This window comes from Paraburkholderia tropica, assembly GCF_900109265.1.
GTDB lineage: Bacteria > Pseudomonadota > Gammaproteobacteria > Burkholderiales > Burkholderiaceae > Paraburkholderia > Paraburkholderia tropica.
The window spans coordinates 66,666-86,520 of the sequence record NZ_FNZM01000018.1 but is presented as its reverse complement, the minus strand read 5'-3'; the positions used below and the strand labels follow the sequence as shown (position 1 = coordinate 86,520).

16 protein-coding genes are annotated in these 19,855 nt (G+C 65.2%); 7 read left to right on the top strand and 9 right to left on the bottom strand.

What is annotated here, in order from left to right:
* Nucleotides 1-405: 405 nt before the first annotated feature.
* From BMY06_RS27890 to BMY06_RS27870, 5 genes are all read right to left on the bottom strand, one after another.
* Nucleotides 406-1,467, bottom strand: coding sequence for a response regulator (locus BMY06_RS27890; protein ID WP_173816810.1), 1,062 nt, complete (start codon nucleotides 1,465-1,467; stop codon nucleotides 406-408).
* Nucleotides 1,468-1,492: 25 nt separating this feature from the next.
* On the bottom strand, nucleotides 1,493-1,897 hold the full coding sequence (locus BMY06_RS27885; RefSeq protein WP_065057848.1) for a response regulator: 405 nt from the start codon (nucleotides 1,895-1,897) through the stop codon (nucleotides 1,493-1,495).
* Between the two features lie 7 nt (nucleotides 1,898-1,904).
* On the bottom strand, nucleotides 1,905-3,242 hold the full coding sequence (locus BMY06_RS27880; RefSeq protein WP_074986557.1) for a sensor histidine kinase: 1,338 nt from the start codon (nucleotides 3,240-3,242) through the stop codon (nucleotides 1,905-1,907).
* 1 nt (nucleotide 3,243) lies between these two features.
* Nucleotides 3,244-4,650, bottom strand: a complete 1,407-nt coding sequence (locus tag BMY06_RS27875) for a class I SAM-dependent methyltransferase (protein WP_065057850.1) — start codon at nucleotides 4,648-4,650, stop codon at nucleotides 3,244-3,246.
* A 400-nt stretch (nucleotides 4,651-5,050) separates the two neighbouring features.
* Nucleotides 5,051-5,959 carry a LysR family transcriptional regulator gene (locus BMY06_RS27870; protein WP_074986556.1) on the bottom strand — a complete coding sequence of 303 codons (909 nt, stop codon included), beginning with the start codon at nucleotides 5,957-5,959 and terminating at the stop codon, nucleotides 5,051-5,053.
* A 153-nt stretch (nucleotides 5,960-6,112) separates the two neighbouring features.
* Here BMY06_RS27870 and metE point away from each other — a divergent pair, with 153 nt between their 5' ends.
* Nucleotides 6,113-8,407, top strand: coding sequence for a 5-methyltetrahydropteroyltriglutamate--homocysteine S-methyltransferase (gene metE, locus BMY06_RS27865; RefSeq protein WP_074986554.1), 2,295 nt, complete (start codon nucleotides 6,113-6,115; stop codon nucleotides 8,405-8,407).
* A gap of 45 nt (nucleotides 8,408-8,452) precedes the next feature.
* Here the strand turns inward: metE and BMY06_RS27860 are convergent, their stop codons facing one another.
* From BMY06_RS27860 to BMY06_RS27845, 4 genes are all read right to left on the bottom strand, one after another.
* Nucleotides 8,453-9,736 (bottom strand): citrate synthase, encoded by a 1,284-nt coding sequence (locus tag BMY06_RS27860; protein ID WP_074986625.1) that lies wholly within the window; start codon nucleotides 9,734-9,736, stop codon nucleotides 8,453-8,455.
* A 104-nt stretch (nucleotides 9,737-9,840) separates the two neighbouring features.
* A complete protein-coding gene (locus BMY06_RS27855) occupies nucleotides 9,841-10,251 on the bottom strand; it encodes a VOC family protein (protein ID WP_065057915.1) in 411 nt (136 codons plus the stop codon).
* Nucleotides 10,252-10,308: 57 nt separating this feature from the next.
* Nucleotides 10,309-11,631 carry an MFS transporter gene (locus BMY06_RS27850; protein WP_074986552.1) on the bottom strand — a complete coding sequence of 441 codons (1,323 nt, stop codon included), beginning with the start codon at nucleotides 11,629-11,631 and terminating at the stop codon, nucleotides 10,309-10,311.
* Nucleotides 11,632-11,700: 69 nt separating this feature from the next.
* Entirely contained in the window at nucleotides 11,701-12,483 is a 783-nt protein-coding gene (locus BMY06_RS27845; RefSeq protein WP_074986550.1) for an SDR family oxidoreductase, read from the bottom strand.
* Nucleotides 12,484-12,807: 324 nt separating this feature from the next.
* Between BMY06_RS27845 and BMY06_RS27840 the strand changes: the two genes are divergently transcribed.
* The 6 genes from BMY06_RS27840 (at nucleotide 12,808) to BMY06_RS27815 (ending at nucleotide 19,807) form a co-directional block, all read left to right on the top strand.
* Nucleotides 12,808-13,770 carry a 2-hydroxyacid dehydrogenase gene (locus BMY06_RS27840; RefSeq protein WP_074986548.1) on the top strand — a complete coding sequence of 321 codons (963 nt, stop codon included), beginning with the start codon at nucleotides 12,808-12,810 and terminating at the stop codon, nucleotides 13,768-13,770.
* Between the two features lie 468 nt (nucleotides 13,771-14,238).
* Nucleotides 14,239-15,765 (top strand): sugar ABC transporter ATP-binding protein, encoded by a 1,527-nt coding sequence (locus BMY06_RS27835; protein WP_074986624.1) that lies wholly within the window; start codon nucleotides 14,239-14,241, stop codon nucleotides 15,763-15,765.
* Entirely contained in the window at nucleotides 15,762-16,700 is a 939-nt protein-coding gene (locus tag BMY06_RS27830) for an ABC transporter permease (protein ID WP_065057855.1), read from the top strand. The genes BMY06_RS27835 and BMY06_RS27830 overlap by 4 nt, the downstream gene beginning before the upstream one ends.
* A complete protein-coding gene (locus tag BMY06_RS27825; protein WP_074986546.1) occupies nucleotides 16,697-17,707 on the top strand; it encodes an ABC transporter permease in 1,011 nt (336 codons plus the stop codon). Before BMY06_RS27830 ends, BMY06_RS27825 begins: the two co-directional genes overlap by 4 nt.
* Nucleotides 17,708-17,821: 114 nt before the next feature.
* Nucleotides 17,822-18,724 carry an SMP-30/gluconolactonase/LRE family protein gene (locus BMY06_RS27820; RefSeq protein ID WP_065057857.1) on the top strand — a complete coding sequence of 301 codons (903 nt, stop codon included), beginning with the start codon at nucleotides 17,822-17,824 and terminating at the stop codon, nucleotides 18,722-18,724.
* 54 nt (nucleotides 18,725-18,778) lie between these two features.
* Entirely contained in the window at nucleotides 18,779-19,807 is a 1,029-nt protein-coding gene (locus BMY06_RS27815; RefSeq protein WP_065057858.1) for an ABC transporter substrate-binding protein, read from the top strand.
* The last annotated feature ends 48 nt before the right edge of the window (nucleotides 19,808-19,855 follow it).

Below are 19,855 nucleotides of genomic sequence, written 5' to 3'. Positions count from 1 at the left end.
GGGTTTATCGGCGTTAAGAATCAGAAATTAAGTATTAACTTAGTCGAAATACTGCGGTTTTCATTTCGTAATCTTACGCAAAGGTTTGCGCGCGTTACTTTAAAAAGGGGCGGGATGATTTTGGCGGATGAGTCGCTCTGAGCCTGGTGTGGCGGGCGTGAGCGGGATTTGATGGGGGCGAGGTAAGGCAGAAGGAAATCGCGGATGAAAATCCGCTGGTTAAACGTTTGCGCGATTTTCTGAGAGAGGAATTGTTACCGATTTACCTCGCGGTTAATTCGGCGAATATCGGCGAAAAATGAGGGTTTTTAAAAAAACCGGGTATCGGTCGGGGAAATCAAACGAGGGGCGATGAAGGCAAGCACAGCGCCATTGCAGCGCGTGCTCGCCATGCTCGACATGCGCTTAAACCCGCGCCGTTTCCCTCATCTGCTCGAAGGCGCGTTCCGAAAACCGCTCGATCCACACCGCCAGGCGATCGGCGGCAAAACCTTCGTTGCGCGCGGCGGCGCGGCAGAGAATCGTGTCCGCGTCGCGGCCGAACTGCAGCGCGCCGCCCGCTTCCTCGAGCCACAGCAGGCAGGCGAGCCATGCAGCATGGCCCGCCGAGACAGCCTGCCCAACCGGTCGCGTAAGAAACTCGCTCAACGTCTGCGGCGCGGTCCAGACCAGCGCGTCGCCGCTGCCGCGCACGGCGTCGCCGAGTGCGTCGGCGAACACCGTCAGCGCGTCGGCCGCGCCGCGTCCCGGATGTTGAGCGTGTTGCGCGCGCAGCGCCGCGAGGCGCGTGGCGACCGCGTGACCGAAGCGGCCGCTGTCCTCGCTTTCGGCGCGCACGAGATCGGCGTAATCCATGCGCTGCCAATCCGGCTCCACGTTGTGCGTGCCCGCGAGATCGGCGCCTGCCAGATAGGTTTCCACCGGCTGAAAGCGCCCCGGGCCGATCAGGCTCGCGCACAGCGTCTGCACGATGCCGAGCCGCGTGGCCACAGTCTGCGTCTGCATCACGCCGAGCTTTTCGCGCACGAGCTGGTCGCGCTCCTTGCGCAGCCCCGCGAGTTCGAGCGCCTGTTTCATCTCCATGCGCAGCGCGGCGATGTCCCACGGCTTCTTGATGTAGCGATGAATCTGCCCTTGATTGACGGCCTCGACGGTCTGGTCGAGTTCCGAATACGCCGTCGTCAGGATGCGCACGATGTGCGGATAACGCTCGCGCGCATAGCGCAGCAATTCATTGCCCTGTTCGCCCGGCATGCGCTGATCGGAGACCAGCACGGCGAGGCTGGCGGCGTGCGCGTCGAGCCGCGCCTTGCCTTCCTGCACCGAGCCGGCCGTCGCCACCGGCGCGATCGCACCGATCGCGCGCTCGAAATATTTGACCGCGGTCGCTTCGTCGTCGACGAACAGAATTGCCGGCGGTGGCGGCGTCGGCGTTGGCGTCATCGGGCTGGCCATCGTGTCGCTCATGAGTTACTCCTGTGCATTCGATTCTTTAATTGGGGGCCGACGGCGGGCGCGCCGTGGCGGCAGCCAGCACCTCGCGGACCATGCTCACGCTGAGCGGCTTCTCGAGAATGCGGAACACGTCGCCGGACGCGAGCGCGTCGAGCAGCGCGTCCTTGTCGGCAAAGGCGGTCACGAGTATCCGCACGATCTGCGGATAGGCCTGCGCAATCTGCCGCAGCAGCGCGTCGCCGTGACGGCCCGGCATGCGGAAGTCGGTGACGAGCACCGAGACGCGCGCGCCTTCGCGGCTCAGGAGCGCGAGAGCCTCGTCGGCGCTTTCGGCGAGCAGCACCTCGTAGGCGTTGCCCGCCGAGCGCGCGAAATATTTGCGGGCCAGTTCTTCGTCGTCGACATAGACGACGGTTGGCCGGACTTGCTGGGTGTCGCTCATGTCGGCCTCACTCCACACGGGGCAAATCGAAATTGAACGCGGTCCACTCGCCCAGCTGGCTCTCCGCGAACAGCGTGCCGCCGTGGCGCTCGATCACCGCATAGCTGATAGACAGACCAAGGCCGAGACCCTGGCCGACTTCGCGCGTCGTGAAGAACGGTTCGAACACGCGTGCGAGATGCTCGGCGGCGATGCCCGGGCCGTTGTCGCGCACGTTCACGTGCAGCCGCTCCTCGCGCCAGTGCGCGCTCACGTGGATCTGCGGGGATGCGGTGCCGGCCTTGTGCATGGCCAGCGCCGCGTTGGAAAAGAGATTGATGAGCACGCCGATGATGGCGGCTTCGTCGCCGAGCACGAGCGTGTCGGCGGGCAACTCGCGCGTGAGCGTCACGCCGCGCAGTTCGTGCGCGCTGAGCCGGATCGACGAATCGAGCGCCTTCTCGAACAGGAAGGGCACGTCGTCGGCCGCGGCGCCGGGCTTGCGGTACGCGAAGGTCTTCAGATCGGAGACGATGTGCTGGATGCGGTGCATGCCCTGCTTCACGTCCGTCAGGCATTCCTGCAGCGATGCGCTGTGCTTGACCTCCGGCTCCTCCATGGCGATCTCGATCGCCATCAGGCAGAAGTTCACGGGGTTGTTGACTTCGTGAAGCAGCCCCGCCGACAAGGTGCCGATCGCGGCCATCTTCTCCTGCTGCAACAACTGGCCCTTGATCTGCGCGAGATTCTCGTTGGTGCGCGCGAGCTGGTCGTTCTTGTGCGCGACTTCGTCCTTGAGGCGAAAGAGCTGGAAGCGGCCCTTCTCGTTGAAGTACGTGTAGATGGAGCTGGCGAGCGCGCAGAAGAAAATGATGATGAGCTGGAACTCGAACTTGCTCGCGTCCTGAATGCCGCCCGGATGCGCGGCGCAGGCGATGAAATAGAGCGTGACCGTGGCGAACCCGAACGCGAGCGTCTGCCACGCGCCCGAGGGAAACAGGATGCCCACCGCGAAGATGGTCAGCATGAGTCCGGCGTAGAACAGCGAGCCTTCGCCGAGCGTGGCGTAGATCATCCACGAAATCATGACCTGCGGCAGCAGCAGCCAGCAGAAGGTGATGATCTGCACGTGCCGCCGCCCCGTCTGCGTGTAGAGCGAGAGCAGGGCGACGCCGATCGCCGCGCTGGTCGCCATGCGCACGAGCGCGAAGGTCTTCTGCTGATCCGGATACACGACGTAGTCCAGCGCCATGCCCATCAGCACGAGCGCGATCACCGTCAGGCCGCCCGCCTTGCTGCACAGCAGCCGGTAGTCGCGCAGCTCTTCACGATAGGTCGATCGCAGCCCCACCAGAGAGGACGTCATGTCAGGCGGCGGGCGGCAAGCCGATCACGACTTCGGCGAACACGTTCACGCCGGTCGGGTCGGTGTAAAGGCGCGGCTCGTGGCTGTGCTCCGGCATGATGGCGCGCATCTGGGCTTCGTTCCGGTAGATCAGATACCACTCGAGCACGTGCTCCATGCTCAGGCGCTCGGGGTTGTCGGCGTGCACGTTGGTGACGAGCAGACGGCCGCCCGCACGCGTGCGGCTCGCGAAATACTGATTCAGGCGCGCGCAGACCTTGTCCGAGAGATAGTCGAACAGCCCGGCGCAATAGACCGCGTCGAAAATGCGCGCGTCGGGCGCGTGCTCGTCCATGCGGCGCTTGAGCAGATGATGCACCGAGTCGTGCGTGTAGCTGATCATCATGGGCTTGCCCGACGATTGCGCGAGCGCGCCGAGGCGGTTGCGCGTCCAGTCGAGCGTTTCCTGGCTGAAGTCGAGCAGCTCGAAAGTCAGCCATTGCGGCTCGTCGTATTCCTGAATGAAGCGCTGGATTTCCTGCGCGGGGCCGCAGCCCACGTTCAGCACGCGGAACGGCCGCTGCGCGGCGCGCGCCGCGTTGGCGAGACGCGTGAGGTAATCGACCAGCAGGTCGATGCGGTTGCGATGCGCGCGCGCCACGGCCGTTTGCAGGAAGGCCGCGTTGACGATCTGGAAATACGTGCTCGGACCCTGGCGCGGATCGTCGAGCATCTGGTTGACCATCTGATAGTCGCCCGCGTAACCGAGCGGCTTCGTGAAGGTGCGGAACACGAAGGGCGAGCGCAGCAGCAGCGGATGGAGCGCGGCCTGGGCGAAGGCGCGATGCGCGGGCGCGAGTTCTTCGTCCACGAGGCGCGCTTCGCCTTCGAATTCGTCGAAATAGACCTTGGTACGCTGCATCAGCGGCGAGGCGAGTTCGAGGAAGAAGTCCTCGCGCAGGCTCTTGCCTTCTTTGGGCAGCGTGTCGGCGAGATCGGCCTGCTCGACCCAGCGCGACATGTCGGTGAGGAACGCGCGCAACTGGTTGACGGCGATCTGATAGTCGCGGCGGATCTGGAAACGCTCGGCCCATTCGTGCGCGAAGCGGCGCGCTTCCTCGCCCACCGCGCGCGCTTCGAGCACGCCGCCGCTCAGTTCGCGCCACTCGTCGATCAGCGTGACCGAGACGATCGCGGTCAGCCCGGTATTGACCATGCTGATGACGACCGCCTTGCCCGAATAAGCGTGCTCCGTACCCATCTTGACCGACAGCTCGCTCAGCACCTCGCTGACCTGAACAATCGAGTACGGGTTATAGACCTCCATCACCAGGGACTTGCGCTGGAGATTGATGATCGTGCCCCGCACCAGCTCGCCCTGCGAGTTGCGGAAGCTCACTACCGGATCGATTTGTGTTTTGGAATACACGGTATTGCGGCTAGGTAAGTACCACAAGAAATGGATCTGGGCGCGCGCGAAACCCGGGATGCACCGAGGCGCCAATGCGGCCCGCCGGCCCGCCGCACCGGATTGGCGCGACGGCTATGCCTTTGACTTATCCGCGGCACATCGCGACGGCCCCCGCGGGCATGGCCCGACTCCGCTCGCTTCCTGGTCCTGAATGGGCTCATGCATGACGCCCCGAAAGCGGGTCGGCATGCTCACCCGATATGCACTTCGCAAGCCGTTTCGAAACGAAAACGAACCGGCGCGTTTGCAGCATTCTACTGATAAAAAAGGATTGCTGTCGTCTCGCGCGAGCGCGATGGAAGGCCCGCGCGAACGCGTCCGGATGCCGGTGCGATCAACGCGTTCGTCAACTGATTCATCAACGCATCAGTCGCGACGCCTGCCAGTTCGACTCGCGCGCGAATTCGACGAATGAGTTCAGGTAATCGAGCGCCGCGTCGCCTTCGCGCGTGCCCAGAAAAATCTGCTTGGCGATGCCCTGTTTGCCGAGCTTCACGATGGCGAGCGGCATGCGATCGGCGTATTCCTCCGCGAGCCACTTCGGCAGCGCCGCCACGCCGCGCCGGCTCGCGACCATCTGCAACATGATGTCGGTGGTTTCGATGGTCTTGTGACGGCGCGGCATGATGCCGGCCGGGCGCAGGAACTGGTTGTAGATGTCGAGCCGGTCGGTTTCCACGGGGTAGGTGATGAGCGTTTCGTCGACGAGCTGTTCGGGCTTGATGTAGCGCTCGGCCGCCAGACGATGGCTTTCGGCGACCACCAGCACCTGCTCGTAATCGAACACCGGTTCGAAGCGCAGGCCGGGGCGGTTCAGCGGATCGGGCGTGACCAGCACGTCGATATCGAAACCGATCAGCGCGCCAATGCCACCGAACTGGAAGCGCTGCTTCACGTCGACATCCACGTCGGGCCAGCGCGCGAGATACGGCGACACCACCTTGAGCAGCCACTGATAGCACGGCGCGCATTCCATGCCGATGCGCAGCGTGCCGCGCTCGCCCGCCGCGAACTGCATCATGCGCGCCTCGGCGGTTTCGAATTGCGGCAGCAGACGTTCCGCGAGCGACAGCAGATACTGCCCGGCCTGGGTCAGCCGCAGGCTGCGGCCCTCGCGGTCCCAGATCGGCGTGCCGAGTTGCTGCTCGATCTTCTTGACCGTATGGCTCAGCGCCGATTGCGTGAGAAACAGCGCTTGCGCGGCGGCGGTGAGCGAGCCCTGGCGGGCCACTTCGCGGACGATGACGAGATGAACGCGTTCGAGCATGGAAATAGGGAGTCCGGCGGAGAGAGCCGCAAAGCGACTCCGGTTCAGATGAAAATTTCTAATGGATGGATGAAATAATGCCATTTTTCTTCATCATCAGAAAGCCCTATGATCGCTGCCACTTCGGCACTTTTTTATCGGACGGCAGCGCATATGGTCACGACACACAACCTCGGCTTCCCGCGCATCGGCGCGAAACGCGAACTGAAATTCGGCCTCGAGCGCTACTGGAAAGGCGAGAGTTCGCGCGACGAACTGACGGCGCTGGGCGCCGAACTGCGCGCGCGTCACTGGGCCAGCCAGCGCGCGCTCGACTTCGCGCCGGTCGGCGACTTTGCGTTCTACGACCACGTGCTCGACATGAGCTTTACGCTCGGCAATCTGCCGGAACGCGTGCAGGGCTTCCACGGCGACAAGCTCGACAACGCCTTTCGCGTGGCGCGCGGCCGTTCGGCGGCGGGCGAGCAAGACCATGCGGGCTGCTGCGGCGGCGTGGCGGCGGGCGAAATGACGAAGTGGTTCGATACGAACTACCACTACATCGTCCCCGAATTCACGGCGCAGACGCAGTTCAATCTCGACTTCTCGCGCCTCTCGGCGCAACTGAAAGAAGCGCAGGCGCAGGGCGTGAAGGCCAAGCCGGTGATCGTCGGGCCACTCACGTATCTGTGGCTCGGCAAGGCGAAGGACGACTCGGACAAGCTCGCGCTGCTGCCGCGCCTGATGGCGGTCTATCGCGCGCTGCTCAGTCATTTCAACGCGGTGGGCGTGGAGTGGGTGCAGATCGACGAGCCGATTCTCGTGACCGAACTGGAGCCGGCGTGGCGCGAGGCCTTCGTGCGCGCTTACGAAGGCTTCGAGGAACGCAGCGTGAAGCTGCTGCTGGCGACGTACTTCGGCGAGCTCAAGGAGAATCTCGATCTCGCCTGCGGGCTGCCCGTCGACGGCCTGCATATCGATGCGATCAACGCGCGCGAGGAAGTGGCGCTGGCCGCGCAGACACTGCCTGCGACGAGCGTGCTTTCGGTGGGCGCGATCAACGGCCGCAACATCTGGAAGACCGACCTGAACGCCACGCTCGACTGGCTCGCGCCGCTCGCGCGGGAACTGGGCGAGCGTCTGTGGATCGCGCCGTCATGCTCGCTGCTGCATGTGCCGGTCGACCTCGCGAGCGAGATCAAGCTCGACGCCGAGATCCGCTCATGGCTCGCGTTCGCGCTGCAAAAGCTCGACGAAGTGCAGGTGCTGGCGACGGCGCTCAACGCGGGGCGCGACGCCGTGGCGGCCGAACTCGCTGCGAACGCCGCGGCCATCGGCGCGCGTCGCCGCTCGCCGCGCGTCAACAATCCAGTGGTGCAGGCCGCGTTGGCGCGTATCGACGCGAAGCTCGGCCATCGTCAGCACGCTTACGCCGAGCGCGCCGCGAAGCAGGCCGCGCTGCTGAACCTGCCCGCGTATCCGACCACCACGATCGGCTCGTTTCCGCAGACCGGCGAGATCCGCCAGGCGCGCAGCCAGTACAAGCGCGGCGCGCTCGATCACGCGGGCTATCAGGCCGCGATGCGCGCCGAGATCGAGCGCAGCGTGCGCGAGCAGGAAAAACTCGGGCTGGACGTGCTCGTGCACGGCGAAGCCGAGCGCAACGACATGGTCGAATACTTCGGCGAACAGCTCGACGGCTACGCGTTCAGCGAGTTCGGCTGGGTGCAGTCGTATGGCTCGCGCTGCGTGAAGCCGCCGATTCTGTTCGGCGACATCAGCCGCCCGAAGGCCATGACGGTCGAGTGGATCGGCTACGCGCAATCGCTCACGAACAAGCCGATGAAGGGCATGCTCACGGGCCCGGTGACGATCCTCAACTGGTCCTTCGTGCGCGACGACCAGCCGCGTTCGGTGTCGTGCTACCAGCTCGCGCTGGCGATCCGCGAAGAAGTGCTCGACCTCGAAAAGGCGGGCGTGCGCGTGATCCAGATCGACGAGGCCGCGCTGCGCGAAGGTCTGCCGCTGCGGCGCGCGCAGTGGGGCGAGTATCTGCGCTGGGCGGTGGAATCGTTCCGCATCACGGCGAACGGCGTGAGCGACGACACGCAGATCCACACCCATATGTGCTATTCGGAGTTCAACGACATCATCGCGTCGATCGCCGATATGGACGCCGACGTGATCACGATCGAGACCTCGCGCTCGGATATGGAACTGCTCGACGCGTTCGACCATTTCAAGTATCCGAACGAGATCGGCCCGGGCGTGTACGACATTCACTCGCCGAACATCCCGACGCAGGAGCACATCGTGCAACTGATGCAGAAGGCGGCCGAGCGCATTCCGGCGCAGCGTCTGTGGGTCAATCCGGATTGCGGGCTGAAGACGCGTCAGTGGGCCGAGGTGATTCCGGCGCTCACCAACATGGTGGCGGCTGCGAAGACGCTGCGCAGCGAGGCGCGATAACGCGATACCTTGCAACGCAACTTGCGCAAGTGAGCCGGCGGCAGCTCAGCTGCCGGCGACCTTGAACAGCCGGTTCTTCTGTAGCGTCTTTTCGTCGGGCGTGGTGCTTTTGCTCCGGCGCGGCGCAAGCGTTTTCGCGGCAGGATCGGCCACGCCCGCTTCTTCGAGCGGCGGCCCGGTATAGCGTCCGCGCGGACGGATCACCTTGCCCACCCGCAGTTGCTCGATGCAATGCGCGAGCAGCCCCACGCAGCGCGCCGTGGCGAACAGCGCGAACGCGGTGTCGCGCGGCAGATCGAGTTGCGCGGCGAGCGTCGCCAGTGCCACGTCGATGGTCGGCTTGAGGCCGGTGAGCTTCACCACCTTGGCGATGAACGCCGCGAGTTCCGGCGGCGGATCGAGCGCGTCGAGCAGCGCTTCGGCGCGCGGGTCGCCGTCCGGATAGAGGTGATGGCCGAAGCCCGGCAGCGGAATCGCCGAGCGCAGATGATGCGTGACGACCTGATCCGCGCCCAGCCGGTTCACGTCGTCGAAGACGGCGCGCACGCGCCCGGAGGCGTCGCCGTGCAGCGGCCCCGAAAAGGTCGCGAGACCCGTGAGCAGGCAGCCGGGCAGCGATGCGCCGGTGGAGGCCGTGATGCGCGCGGCAAACGCCGAACTCGTGATCTCGTGGTCGGCGACCAGCACCATCGCCTTGCGGATCAGCTCCGCGCCGGATGCGTCTTGTCCCCAGCCTTGTGCGAGCCGTGCGTGGATCGGCGTGCCTGCGCCTCCTTCACGCGTGTCGCCGCACGCACCGAAGGCCCGCGCGACGGTCGCGACCAGTTGACCGGCTTCGGCATGCAGGGCCGCGTCCGTGCGCCCGAGCGTGGAATGGCCGTTGGCCACGAGCGCGGCGAGCGACGTGAACGCGCATTGGCGACCGCGCGTTTCGCCCTGTAGCGCCGGGCCGTCGTCGTCGAAGGGGAACGAGACGGGCGCGCGCGCGTTCCAGAGCAGCGTGGCGACGTCCTCCAGCGTGGCGTGCTGCGCGAGCGCGATGGTGTCGCGTCCGCGATAGTACGGATGCCCTTTCGCGAAGGTGGTGATGCCGCTATAGATGCACGGTTCCGCGCCGAAGATCGTGCCCGCCGCGAGCGCCTCGCGCTTGCGGCCGACCTGCTTCTTGCGGCACAGTCGCGCGACGTCGTCGGCGCGATAGAGGCTTTTGCGCGGATCGTGCGGATCGGGCATCACGGCGATATTGCCGCGGCTCGCGTAGGCGTAGACGGTTTGCGCTTGCACGCCGAGCTGGCGGGCGGCTTCGGCCAGAGTGATCCAGTTTCGCATGTGAAAACAGGGAACGACGTAGTGAAAACGATGCGGGAGCGACGCGATAAGCGATGCAGGAAGCGCAGCGCGCGCCGTCGACATCGTCCCATCTTGCAGGCTTTCTAGCGAAAAGTCATCTCGGCGGGGCGGCGCTCCAGCACCTCGACGAGCACTTCGCCCGGCGCGCGCACGAAGCAAGCGCGCACGCCGGGCCGGATCTGGCGCACCGGCTCGACGATCTGCGCCTCGCAGCACGTGAGATGGGCGAAGGCCGCGTCGATATCGTCCACGGTCACGCCGAAATGGTCGATGCCTTCGCGGCGCGTGCGCGGCTCGCTCGATTGAATCTGCGCAGGCGCGAGCGGCGTAATGAACAGATCGACACCGCCGACGCGCAAATCCACGCGCCCAGGCCGCCGCACGATTTCGGCGTTCAGGCAGCGCGCGAACCAGGCGGCCGTGGCTTCGGCGTCGGCGGAACAGAGTTGCAGATGATCCCATCGGCATTCGACGGGCGATGACAGGTTCGACATGCGCGACTCCAGTGGGTTTGCGTTTGCGTTTGCGTGTGCGTGTGCGTGTTCGTGCATTTATTCGAGTTCGATGCGGGAGAGCTTGCCGAGCAGCACGGAATACGAAAGTGTGCCGACGAGGCAGATCGCGCCCATCAGATTCAGCGCCCAGTAGAAGTGCCCCGTGTGCTGCGTGATATAGCCGATCATGAGCGGCGTGGTGACGCCCGCGATATTGGCGGCGAGACTGGTGATGCTGCTCGTCAGGCCCACATACTGACGCGGCGCGATTTCGGCCACGGCGGCCCACGACATCGAGCCCACGCCCTGCGCGAAGAACGCGACGGTCAGCACGGCGATCACGAGTTCGTTCGACTCGACGAAATTCACCAGCACGATCGACGCGCCCAGCAAGGTGCCGACGATCAGCGGCGCCTTGCGCGCGGCGGACACCGACACGCCGCGGCGGATGCAGAAGTCCGAAATGAAGCCCGCGCTGAGAATGCCGACCGTCGCGCCCAGAAACGGCAGCGCCTGGAAAATGCCGACCTTGATCATCGACATGTGGCGCGCTTCGACCAGATAGGTCATGAACCACGTCGTGAAGAAAACGAGCAGCGTGTTGTTGCAGAACTTGCCGAGACAGATGGCGAGAATCTGGCGATAGCCGAGCAGTTTGAGCGCCATGCGCCAGTTGAACTTGTCGCGCGGTTTGCGCGAGGCGGGCGTGACGCCGCCGTTGATGTGCTGCAATTCGGCGGCGTTCACGGCGCGATGCCGGGCCGGATCGCGATAGGTGCGATACCAGAGCGCGCTGAACAGAATGCCGAATCCGCCCGTCACGAAGAAGACCGTGCGCCAGCCGTACATCGACGAAATCCACAACAGCAGCCCCGTGAACAGCGGCGTGCCGATGTATTGCCCCATCACGTAGACGCTGGTGGCGAAACCGCGTTCCTGCACCGGGAACCAGAGCGTGACGGCGCGCGTGTTCGACGGAAACGCGGGCGTTTCGAGCGCGCCCATCGCGAGGCGCGAACCGAGCAGCATGTGATAGCCGTTCGCGAAGCCCTGAGTGAGCGTCGCGAACGACCAGCCCACCAGCGAGAGCGCATAGGCGAGACGCGAGCCGAGCACGTCGGTGAGCACGCCGCCCGGCACGAGCGCGATCGAATAGGCGAGGCCGAATGCGGCGAACAACTCGCCCATCTGCATCTTGTTCAGGCCGAGATCCTTCGAGAGCGAAGGCGCGACGATGCCGAGCGCCGAGCGGTCGACGTAATTCAGAATGGTCGCGATCAGCAGCATCGAGAGCACGGCATAGCGGACTTTCGTGCGCTTCTCGCTCTGCGACCAGGCGGGCGTGCCGGCGGGTAACGGTTGTTCCTCTGCGTATTTCATCGGTGTCTCCATGTCAGGCGGCTTTTGTTATGAGGTCCATGTGAATGGACCGGCCTGCAGCGATTGCGGCTAGCCGCGGCCGACGAAAGGCATCGTGGTGGCCATGATCGTCATGTCGAGAATGTTGGCCTCGGGCGGCAGCATCGCCATATGCACGACCGCGTTCGCCACATGCGCGACATCCATGCGCGCTTCCGGCGCCATGCGTCCGTCGGGCTGCATGACGCCCTGATTCATGCGCTCCGTGAGCGGCGTCGCCGCGTTGCCGATATCGATCTGCCCACATGCGATGTTGTACGCGCGGCCGTCGAGCGCGATCGAGCGCGTGATGCCGGTCACGGCATGCTTGGTCGCCGAATACGCGATCGTGTGCGGACGCGGCGAATGCGCGGAGATCGAACCGTTATTGATGATGCGTCCGCCTTGCGGCGTTTGCGCTTTCATCTGCCGATACGCGGCGCGCGCGCACAGAAACACGCCTGTGAGATTGGTGGCGACCACGTCGTTCCAGAGATCGGGTTCGTAGTCTTCGAGCGGCACCGCGCCCGCGTTGCGGCCCGCATTGTTGAAGAGCACGTCGAGACGGCCGAAGCGGTGCGCGATCTGCGCGAAGGCGCGATCGACGGAATCGGCTTGCGTGACGTCGGCGCAAAAGGGTTCAGCCTCGCCGCCTGCGAGGCCGATGGCTTCGCGCGTTTCCAGCAAGGGTTCGATGCGGCGGCCAATCAGCGCGACGCTGAAGCCGGCCTGGGCGAGCGCGATGGCGCTGGCGCGGCCGATGCCGGAGCCCGCGCCCGTGACGGCGGCGATGCGCTTTGAAGCGGATGGCGAAGCAGGATGCGAAGCAGACATTTCCCGTCCTCTGGTCGATTCGGTTGAACACGGAAAAAGGATTGCATTCGCCTGACACGGCCAGCAATCTTGATTCGCTCAATCAACATCAGAGAGCCTGCTGGCCGGGGCGCCCATCAGGGAATGTCCCGATGCGGCGTGTGCATTTCATGCGCGGTCTGAAACCGCGAAAACACCACGAAATAGGGCGCAAAGCTCAGCGCCAGGCGCCACGCGAAGCCCAACGGCGTGCGCGCCGCATAAGTTGATTGATCGAATCAAGATTGACGCGCCGGTGTGCGGCTTCGTAGTCTCTCGTCGTCATTCGACCCAAAGGAAAGCACGATGCCGGACACTCAACGCACCCGATTGCTCATCGCACGCAAGGTCCCCGCGGCCGTGGCGAAACGCGCGGAAACCGAATTTCACGCCTACGTGACCGACGCCGACATGGACGCGTGGTCCGTGGTCGAGTTCTGCACGAAGCACGCGTTGCCCGCCGTGCTGATCGGCAAGAAGTCGGGCTTGCAGGCCGAGCACATCGCTGCGTTGCCGCCGACGCTGAAGATCGTCGCGAACGCGAGTGCGGGCGTCGATCATATGGACGTGGCGGCGGCGCACGCACGCGGCATCGTCGTGACCAACGCGCCCGATGCGTTGACCGAATGCACCGCCGATTTCACGATGCTGCTCGTGCTGGCGGCCTGCCGCCGCGCCTCGGAATACGAGCGCATCATGCGCGCGGGCTGGGGCAAATCGTTCGGCATGACCGACATGCTCGGCACGCGCGTGAACGGCAAGACGCTCGGCATCGTCGGCTTCGGACGGATCGGGCGCGCGGTCGCGCGGCGCGCGCAAGGGTTCGGCATGCGCGTGATCTATACGGATATCCAGCGCGCGGCGCCTGCGCTCGAAAACGGCGCGACGTATTACGAAAGTCTCGACGCCATGCTGCCGCACTGCCAGGTACTGACGCTGCACGTGCCCGGCGGCGGCGCGCCGCTGATGACGGCGCGCGAGTTCGGACGCCTGCCGCAAGGGGCGATCTTCGTGAATGCGGCGCGCGGTGGTCTCGTCGATGAAGACGCGCTGTATGCGGCGCTGACGTCGGGACAACTGCGCGGCGCGGGCCTCGATGTCTATCGCGGCGAGCCGAACGTCGATCCGCGTTTCGCCACGCTCGACAACGTGTTTCTCACGCCGCACATGGCGAGCGCGACCGTGGAAACGCGCGACCAGATGGGCTTTACCGCGCTCGATAACGTCGCGGCCGTGCTCGACGGCGCGAGCGCGCTGAATCCGGTTTAAGCCTCGGCAGGACACTCGCCGCCGTGCAATGCGGCGGCGAGGCGGCAAGACTGCCGGGTGATCCCACTATGTCGGATCGAGCCGCGACCCTCGCGCGGCGGCTGCTATCTAAACAGATCGCGACAGCGATATCGAAACGGATATCGAAACGGATATCGAAACGGATATCGAAAGCGTCCGGATTTTCATTAGATCGATATCGCTCCGGTCCTTAGACTCGGACGGCGGCTTCTTTTAACCGCCGCGCATCGCTTTCTTCACTGTTCGTCTGCCCGCGCGCCGCGCTGCCGGTGCCTCGTCCAGGGGCAAATCCCTATGGGTCAGGTGTTTTGCGCAACATTAGTATATTAGAAAGCCTCCATCGCCCAGATGGAGAACAAGCATGGAGACCTGCGTCGCCGGGATCGACCAATTGGTCGCGACCCGGGCAGACGCCCGCCGCGAAGCGATTTTCGGAGCACGGATGTGATCGATAACATCGAGTCGAAACAAAGCGCGTCCCCCCTCATACGTTTTTCCGGCATCGGCAAATCCTTCGGCAATGTGAGGGCCTTGTCCGATATCGATTTCGATTTTCTCGCGGGCGAGTGCGTCGGCATCGCCGGGCATAACGGCGCGGGCAAATCCACCTTGATGGCGGTGCTCGCGGGCGTCTATACGCCGACCGACGGCCGCATCGAGACGCACGGCACGCCCGCGCCGCACTACGACGCCGACGCGGCGCGCCTCGCAGGCGTGCGCTGCGTGTTCCAGGAACTGTCGCTCTGCCCGAACCTGAGCATCGCGGAAAACATGTGCGTCGTGCATCCGCGACTGCGTGGACGCGGCTGGCGCAAACGCGCGAGCACGCTCATGCGCGACAAGCTCGCCGAGATCTTTCCCGGCTGCGGCCTGAGCGGCGCGGAACTGGTTTCGGACCTCACGCTCACGCAGCGGCAAATGGTGGAGATCGCGCGCGCGTTCACGGAAACCGACACGCCCGTGCGCCTCGTGATTCTCGACGAACCCACGTCGAGTCTCGACGCGCACACGGCCGAGCAACTGCTCGACTACGTGCGCAAGGCCAACGCGCGCGGCGTGACCTGTCTGCTCGTCACGCACATGCTCGGCGAAATCGAGCGCGTGGCGGATCGCGTGATGGTGATGCGCGACGGCAAACTCGTGCGCATTCTGCCGCGCGAGAACCTCACGCGCGACGCCATCATCCAGGCGATGGGACAGCACGTCGACGTGGCGAACGCGCCGCGCGACGATGCCGCCGCGCACACGGCGCGCGAGCAGGCCACGCGCGATTATCGCTGGGTGATCGGACCGCATCGGCGCGCGGAAATCGACGCGTCGCGCGGCGAAGTGATCGGCTTCGGCGGACTCGCGGGGCAAGGGCAGACCGAAACGCTGCTCGCCATCTACGACATCGCGCAGCGCGCCTCGCGCGACAGCGTGGCCTTCGTCGCGGGCGACCGCGCGCGCGACGGCGTGTTTCCGGTCTGGTCGATTGCGCAGAATCTCGACGTGCGCTGGCTCGGGCGCGGCGGCATGACGGCGCATGAAACCGCCGATAGCGCAGGCAGCGGCCATTCGAAAGGCCTCGGCTGGCTGATCGACTTCAAGGCCGCGCGCGCGCTGGTGGATACGTGGCGCGCGAAGATCGGCATTCGCGGCGCGTCGATGCAATCGAACATTCTCTCGCTCTCGGGCGGCAATCAGCAGAAGGTGCTGTTCGCGCGCGCGCTCGCCTCGAACGCCACGCTGATCCTCATGGACGATCCCACGCGCGGCGTCGATATCGGCACCAAGCGCGAAATCTACGCGCTCGTGCGCGCCGAAGCCGCGAAGGGCCGCACCTTCGTCTGGTACACGACCGAAAACGACGAACTCGCCTATTGCGACCGCACGTTCGTGTTCCGCTCGCGCCGCGTCACGCGCGTGCTGCACGCAGGCGAATGCACGGAAGACGCGCTGCTGGCGGCGAGCTTCGAGGAGCTGGCTGCATGAGTACCGTTCTGACCCAGGCGCGTTTGCGCACGATGCTGCCCGCCGTTTCGCTGTGCGCGGTGCTGGTGCCGATCCTCTTTCTGCAACCGGCCACGCTCAGCTATTTCGGCTCGAATCTGCTGCTCAATCTCGCCGTGCCGCTGGTGCTCGCGACGCTCGCGCAACTCGCGATCATCACCGTGAACGATCTCGATCTGTCGATCGGGCCGTTCGTGAGTCTCGTCGCGTGCATCGGCGCGACGATCCTTGATCAGCATCCGCTGCTCGGCATGCTTGCGCTCGCGGGTTGCGTCGCCGGTTACGCCGCCATCGGCGCGCTGATCGAGATTCGCCGCATTCCGTCGATCGTCGTTACGCTCGGGCTCTCGTTCGTGTGGAGCGGTCTCGCGATCGTGCTGCTGCCTTCGCCGGGCGGCAACAGCCCCGGCTGGCTCGGCTCGGCGATGAGCTTTCAGACGCCGCTCGTGGCCGCGCCCATCGTCTGGTCGGCGGTGATCGCCGTGGTCGCGCATTTTCTGCTGATGCGCAGTTCCGCGGGCGTGCGCAGCCGCGCGGTGGGCGGCAATCCGCGCGCGGTGAGCCGCTTCGGCTGGTCGCTCGTCGGTCGCCGCGCGCTGATGTACGGCGTAGCCGGCGTGTTCGGCGTGCTTTCGGGTCTCGCGCTGCTCGGCCTCACGACCTCTGCCGATGCGAACATCGCGCTGCGCTACACGCTGCTTTCGATCGCGGCCGTGATTCTCGGCGGCGGCGAATTCGTGGGCGGACGCGTGTCGGTGGTCGGCGCGGTGCTCGGCGCGATCACGCTCACGCTCGCGGCTTCGTTTCTTGCGTTTCTCAACATTTCGTCGGACTGGCAGGTCGGCATGCAGGGCGCGATCCTGATCGTCGTGCTGTCGCTGCGCGTCCTGCTTCAACGTAACGGAGAGCGCCAATGACGACGCCTCGTTCCGGCGGCGTCGCCGCCACGTCCGCCGATTCCGCCGAATCGACGCAAGCCGGCCTCGTCGCGCGCCTCAAGGCGCTCGACGCGCCGTGGGCCCTCTCGTTCGCGGGCGCGGTGCTGGTCTGGGCCGCGACGGTCGGTTTCTTCGGCTTGCCGGTGGCCGCCAACGTGCTCGAAACCGCGCTGGTCTACGGCATCTTCATGGTGCTTGTCGGGCTCGGCCAGATGCTCGTGATCACTTCGGGGACCGGCAACATCGACCTCTCGGTGCCGTCGACGATCGCGCTCGCGGGCGTGATCGGCATGCACGTGATGAACGGCAGCGACGCGCGCATCGCGCTCGGCATCGTCGCGGTGATCGGCGTGGGGCTCGCGGTCGGGCTCGCGAATTACGCGCTGATTCGCCTGCTGCGCATTCCGCCGATCATCGCCACGCTGTCGTCGAGCTTCATCATCCAGTCGGTGGCGATCACGCAGGGCGGCAATCTGCCCGCGCCGCCCGCCGCGCTCGGCAGCTTCGCAACCGGCCGTCTGCTGCACATTCCGTATCTCGCGCTGCTCGCCGTGGTGCTCTCGCTGCTGATCGCGCTGCTCATGCATCGCAGCGTGTACGGGCGGCGGCTCTCGGCGGTCGGCCAGAATGCGCGCGCCGCGTGGCTCGCGGGCGTGAACGTGCATCGCACGCGCTGCACGGCCTACGTGCTCTCGGCCATCATCGCCTCGCTCGCGGCCGTGTGTCTCGCGGCGGTGGCGGGCGGCGCGGCGCTCGACATGGGCGTCGAATACATGCTGATCTCGATTGCCGTGGTGGTGATCGGCGGCACGCTCGTGACGGGCGGCAAGGCGTCGATACTCGGCGTCTGGGGCGCGTCGATGTTCCTCTTCATGATGACGTCGATCCTCAACGCGGTCGGCGCGGATGCGGGCGTGCGCTCGCTCGTCTACGGCGTGCTCATCATCGCGGTCACGGCGGTCGCGGGCGGGCAGAAGCTGCGCTGACGACTCCTGATCATTCATCAGGATGCCTGAATAAACCGGATGTGCGCGGCGCAAAGATGCGCCTGCGCCGCTGCGCTTGCGCCCGCCATCTTCATCGAATAACAAGGAGACACCATGAACGCGCACGACCACGAAGTCCACGATCCGCGTTTTCGGCGGCTGATCCAGCCTAACGCGCTGTTGCAGAAGATCGCGGGCGACTGCCTGTGGACCGAAGGGCCGGTGTATTTTCCCGCGAGCGATATGCTAGTCTGGAGCGACATTCCGAACAACCGCATGATGCGCTGGGCGCCCGGCATGGGCGTGGGCGTGTTCCGCGCGAACGCGAATTTCAGCAACGGCAACACGCGCGACGGCGAAGGGCGGCTCGTGAGCTGCGAACACGGACGGCGCTGTATTTCGCGCACCGAACACGACGGCAGCGTAACCGTGCTGGCCTCGCATTACGACGGCAAGCGCCTGAATTCGCCGAACGATCTCGTGGTCGATTCGCAAGGCACGATCTGGTTCACCGATCCCGACTACGGCATTCTCAGCGACTACGAAGGCTTTCGCGCCGAGAGCGAGATCGGCGGCTGCCACGTGTATGCGTTCGTGCGCGGCGCGCCGGAACCGCGCCGCGTCGCCGACGACTTCGTCAAGCCGAACGGTCTCGCGTTCTCGCCCGACGAATCGACGCTCTATATCGCCGACTCGGGCGCGTCGCATGTCGAGAACGGTCCGCGCCATATTCGCGCGTTCGACGTGCGCGACGGACGGCTCATGAACAGCCGCATTTTCGTGACGATGGAGCAGGGCATTCCGGACGGCCTGCGCGTCGACGAACACGGCAACGTCTGGACCAGCGCCGCCGATGGCGTGCACTGCTATGCGCCGGACGGCACGCTGCTCGGCAAGATCCTGATTCCCGAAGCGGTCGCGAATCTCACGTTCGGCGGCCTCAATCGCAACTGTCTGTTCATCACGGCGACGACCTCGGTCTATTCGCTGCCGGTTGGCGTGCGCGGCGCGCGCTGAATCGACATCGCTGCATCCCGCAAGACAAGAACCCTTAAGAGGAGATGAAATTCGATGCGTAAATTGAGCCACATTGCCAGCGCGGTCGCGCTGATGAGCCTCGCGTTCGCGACGACGGGCGCGCACGCGCAGGTCTCGCAGACCAGCACCGCGACGAAGAAGATCGCGCTGTCGAACAACTACGCGGGCAACGCGTGGCGGCAGACCATGATCAAGGACTGGCAGACGGTGACGAACGAAGCGGTCGCGCAAAAGCGCGTCGCGGCGGCGCCCACCTTCACGACGGCCGAAAACCAGGTGACGGAACAGGCGCAGCAGATCCAGAACCTGATCCTGCAAGGCTATAGCGCGATCGTCGTCGATGCGGCCTCGCCCACGGCGCTCAACGGCGTCATCAAGCAGGCCTGCGCGGCGGGCATCGTCGTGGTCTCGTACGACGGCATCGTGACCGAGCCGTGCGCGTATCGCGTGTCGTTCGACTTCCATGCGTGGGGCGCGAATCAGGTCGACTATCTCGCGAAACGTCTGAACGGCAAGGGCACGCTGCTCGAAGTGCGTGGTCTGGCGGGCGTGTCGGTCGACGAAGCGATTCACCAGGGCATCGTCGACGAACTGAAGAAGTATCCGGGCATGAAGATCGTCGCGAGCGTCAACGGCAACTGGACGCAGACGGTCGCACAAAAGGCCGTGGCGGGCGTGCTGCCGACGCTGCCGAAGATCGACGGCGTGACGACCCAGGGCGACGATGGTTTCGGCACCGCGCAGGCGTTCAAGGCCGCGGGCCGCCCGACGCCGATCATCGTGCTCGGCAATCGTTACGACGAACTCAACTGGTGGAAGAACCAGGCGGGTGCGGGCTATGAAACGACCTCGGTGTCGAATCCGCCGGGCGCGGTGACGGCGGCGTTCTGGGTCGCGCAGCAGGCGCTCGCGGGCAAGAAGATGCCGAAGGACATTCAGGTGCCGCTCGTGAGCGTGACGCGCGAGACGCTCGATGCGGAGCTTGCCAAACTGAAGCCGGGCGGCGTGAGCGACAAGCTGTATACGGTGGACGAAGCCGTGGCGGTGGTCGACAAGAAGTAAGCTTGAGCCGATGTGAAAAAGGCGCCGCGTTGACATACGTGGCGCCTT

Bases quoted from the DNA above. Each gene is read 5' to 3' on its own strand.
- BMY06_RS27890 (WP_173816810.1), bottom strand. From the start codon at position 1,467: ATGAGCGACACGATGGCCAGCCCGATGACGCCAACGCCGACGCCGCCA.
- BMY06_RS27885 (WP_065057848.1), bottom strand. From the start codon at position 1,897: ATGAGCGACACCCAGCAAGTCCGGCCAACCGTCGTCTATGTCGACGAC.
- BMY06_RS27880 (WP_074986557.1), bottom strand. From the start codon at position 3,242: ATGACGTCCTCTCTGGTGGGGCTGCGATCGACCTATCGTGAAGAGCTG.
- BMY06_RS27870 (WP_074986556.1), bottom strand. From the start codon at position 5,959: ATGCTCGAACGCGTTCATCTCGTCATCGTCCGCGAAGTGGCCCGCCAG.
- metE (WP_074986554.1), top strand. From the start codon at position 6,113: ATGGTCACGACACACAACCTCGGCTTCCCGCGCATCGGCGCGAAACGC.
- BMY06_RS27860 (WP_074986625.1), bottom strand. From the start codon at position 9,736: ATGCGAAACTGGATCACTCTGGCCGAAGCCGCCCGCCAGCTCGGCGTG.
- BMY06_RS27855 (WP_065057915.1), bottom strand. From the start codon at position 10,251: ATGTCGAACCTGTCATCGCCCGTCGAATGCCGATGGGATCATCTGCAA.
- BMY06_RS27850 (WP_074986552.1), bottom strand. From the start codon at position 11,631: ATGAAATACGCAGAGGAACAACCGTTACCCGCCGGCACGCCCGCCTGG.
- BMY06_RS27845 (WP_074986550.1), bottom strand. From the start codon at position 12,483: ATGTCTGCTTCGCATCCTGCTTCGCCATCCGCTTCAAAGCGCATCGCC.
- BMY06_RS27840 (WP_074986548.1), top strand. From the start codon at position 12,808: ATGCCGGACACTCAACGCACCCGATTGCTCATCGCACGCAAGGTCCCC.
- BMY06_RS27830 (WP_065057855.1), top strand. From the start codon at position 15,762: ATGAGTACCGTTCTGACCCAGGCGCGTTTGCGCACGATGCTGCCCGCC.
- BMY06_RS27825 (WP_074986546.1), top strand. From the start codon at position 16,697: ATGACGACGCCTCGTTCCGGCGGCGTCGCCGCCACGTCCGCCGATTCC.
- BMY06_RS27820 (WP_065057857.1), top strand. From the start codon at position 17,822: ATGAACGCGCACGACCACGAAGTCCACGATCCGCGTTTTCGGCGGCTG.
- BMY06_RS27815 (WP_065057858.1), top strand. From the start codon at position 18,779: ATGCGTAAATTGAGCCACATTGCCAGCGCGGTCGCGCTGATGAGCCTC.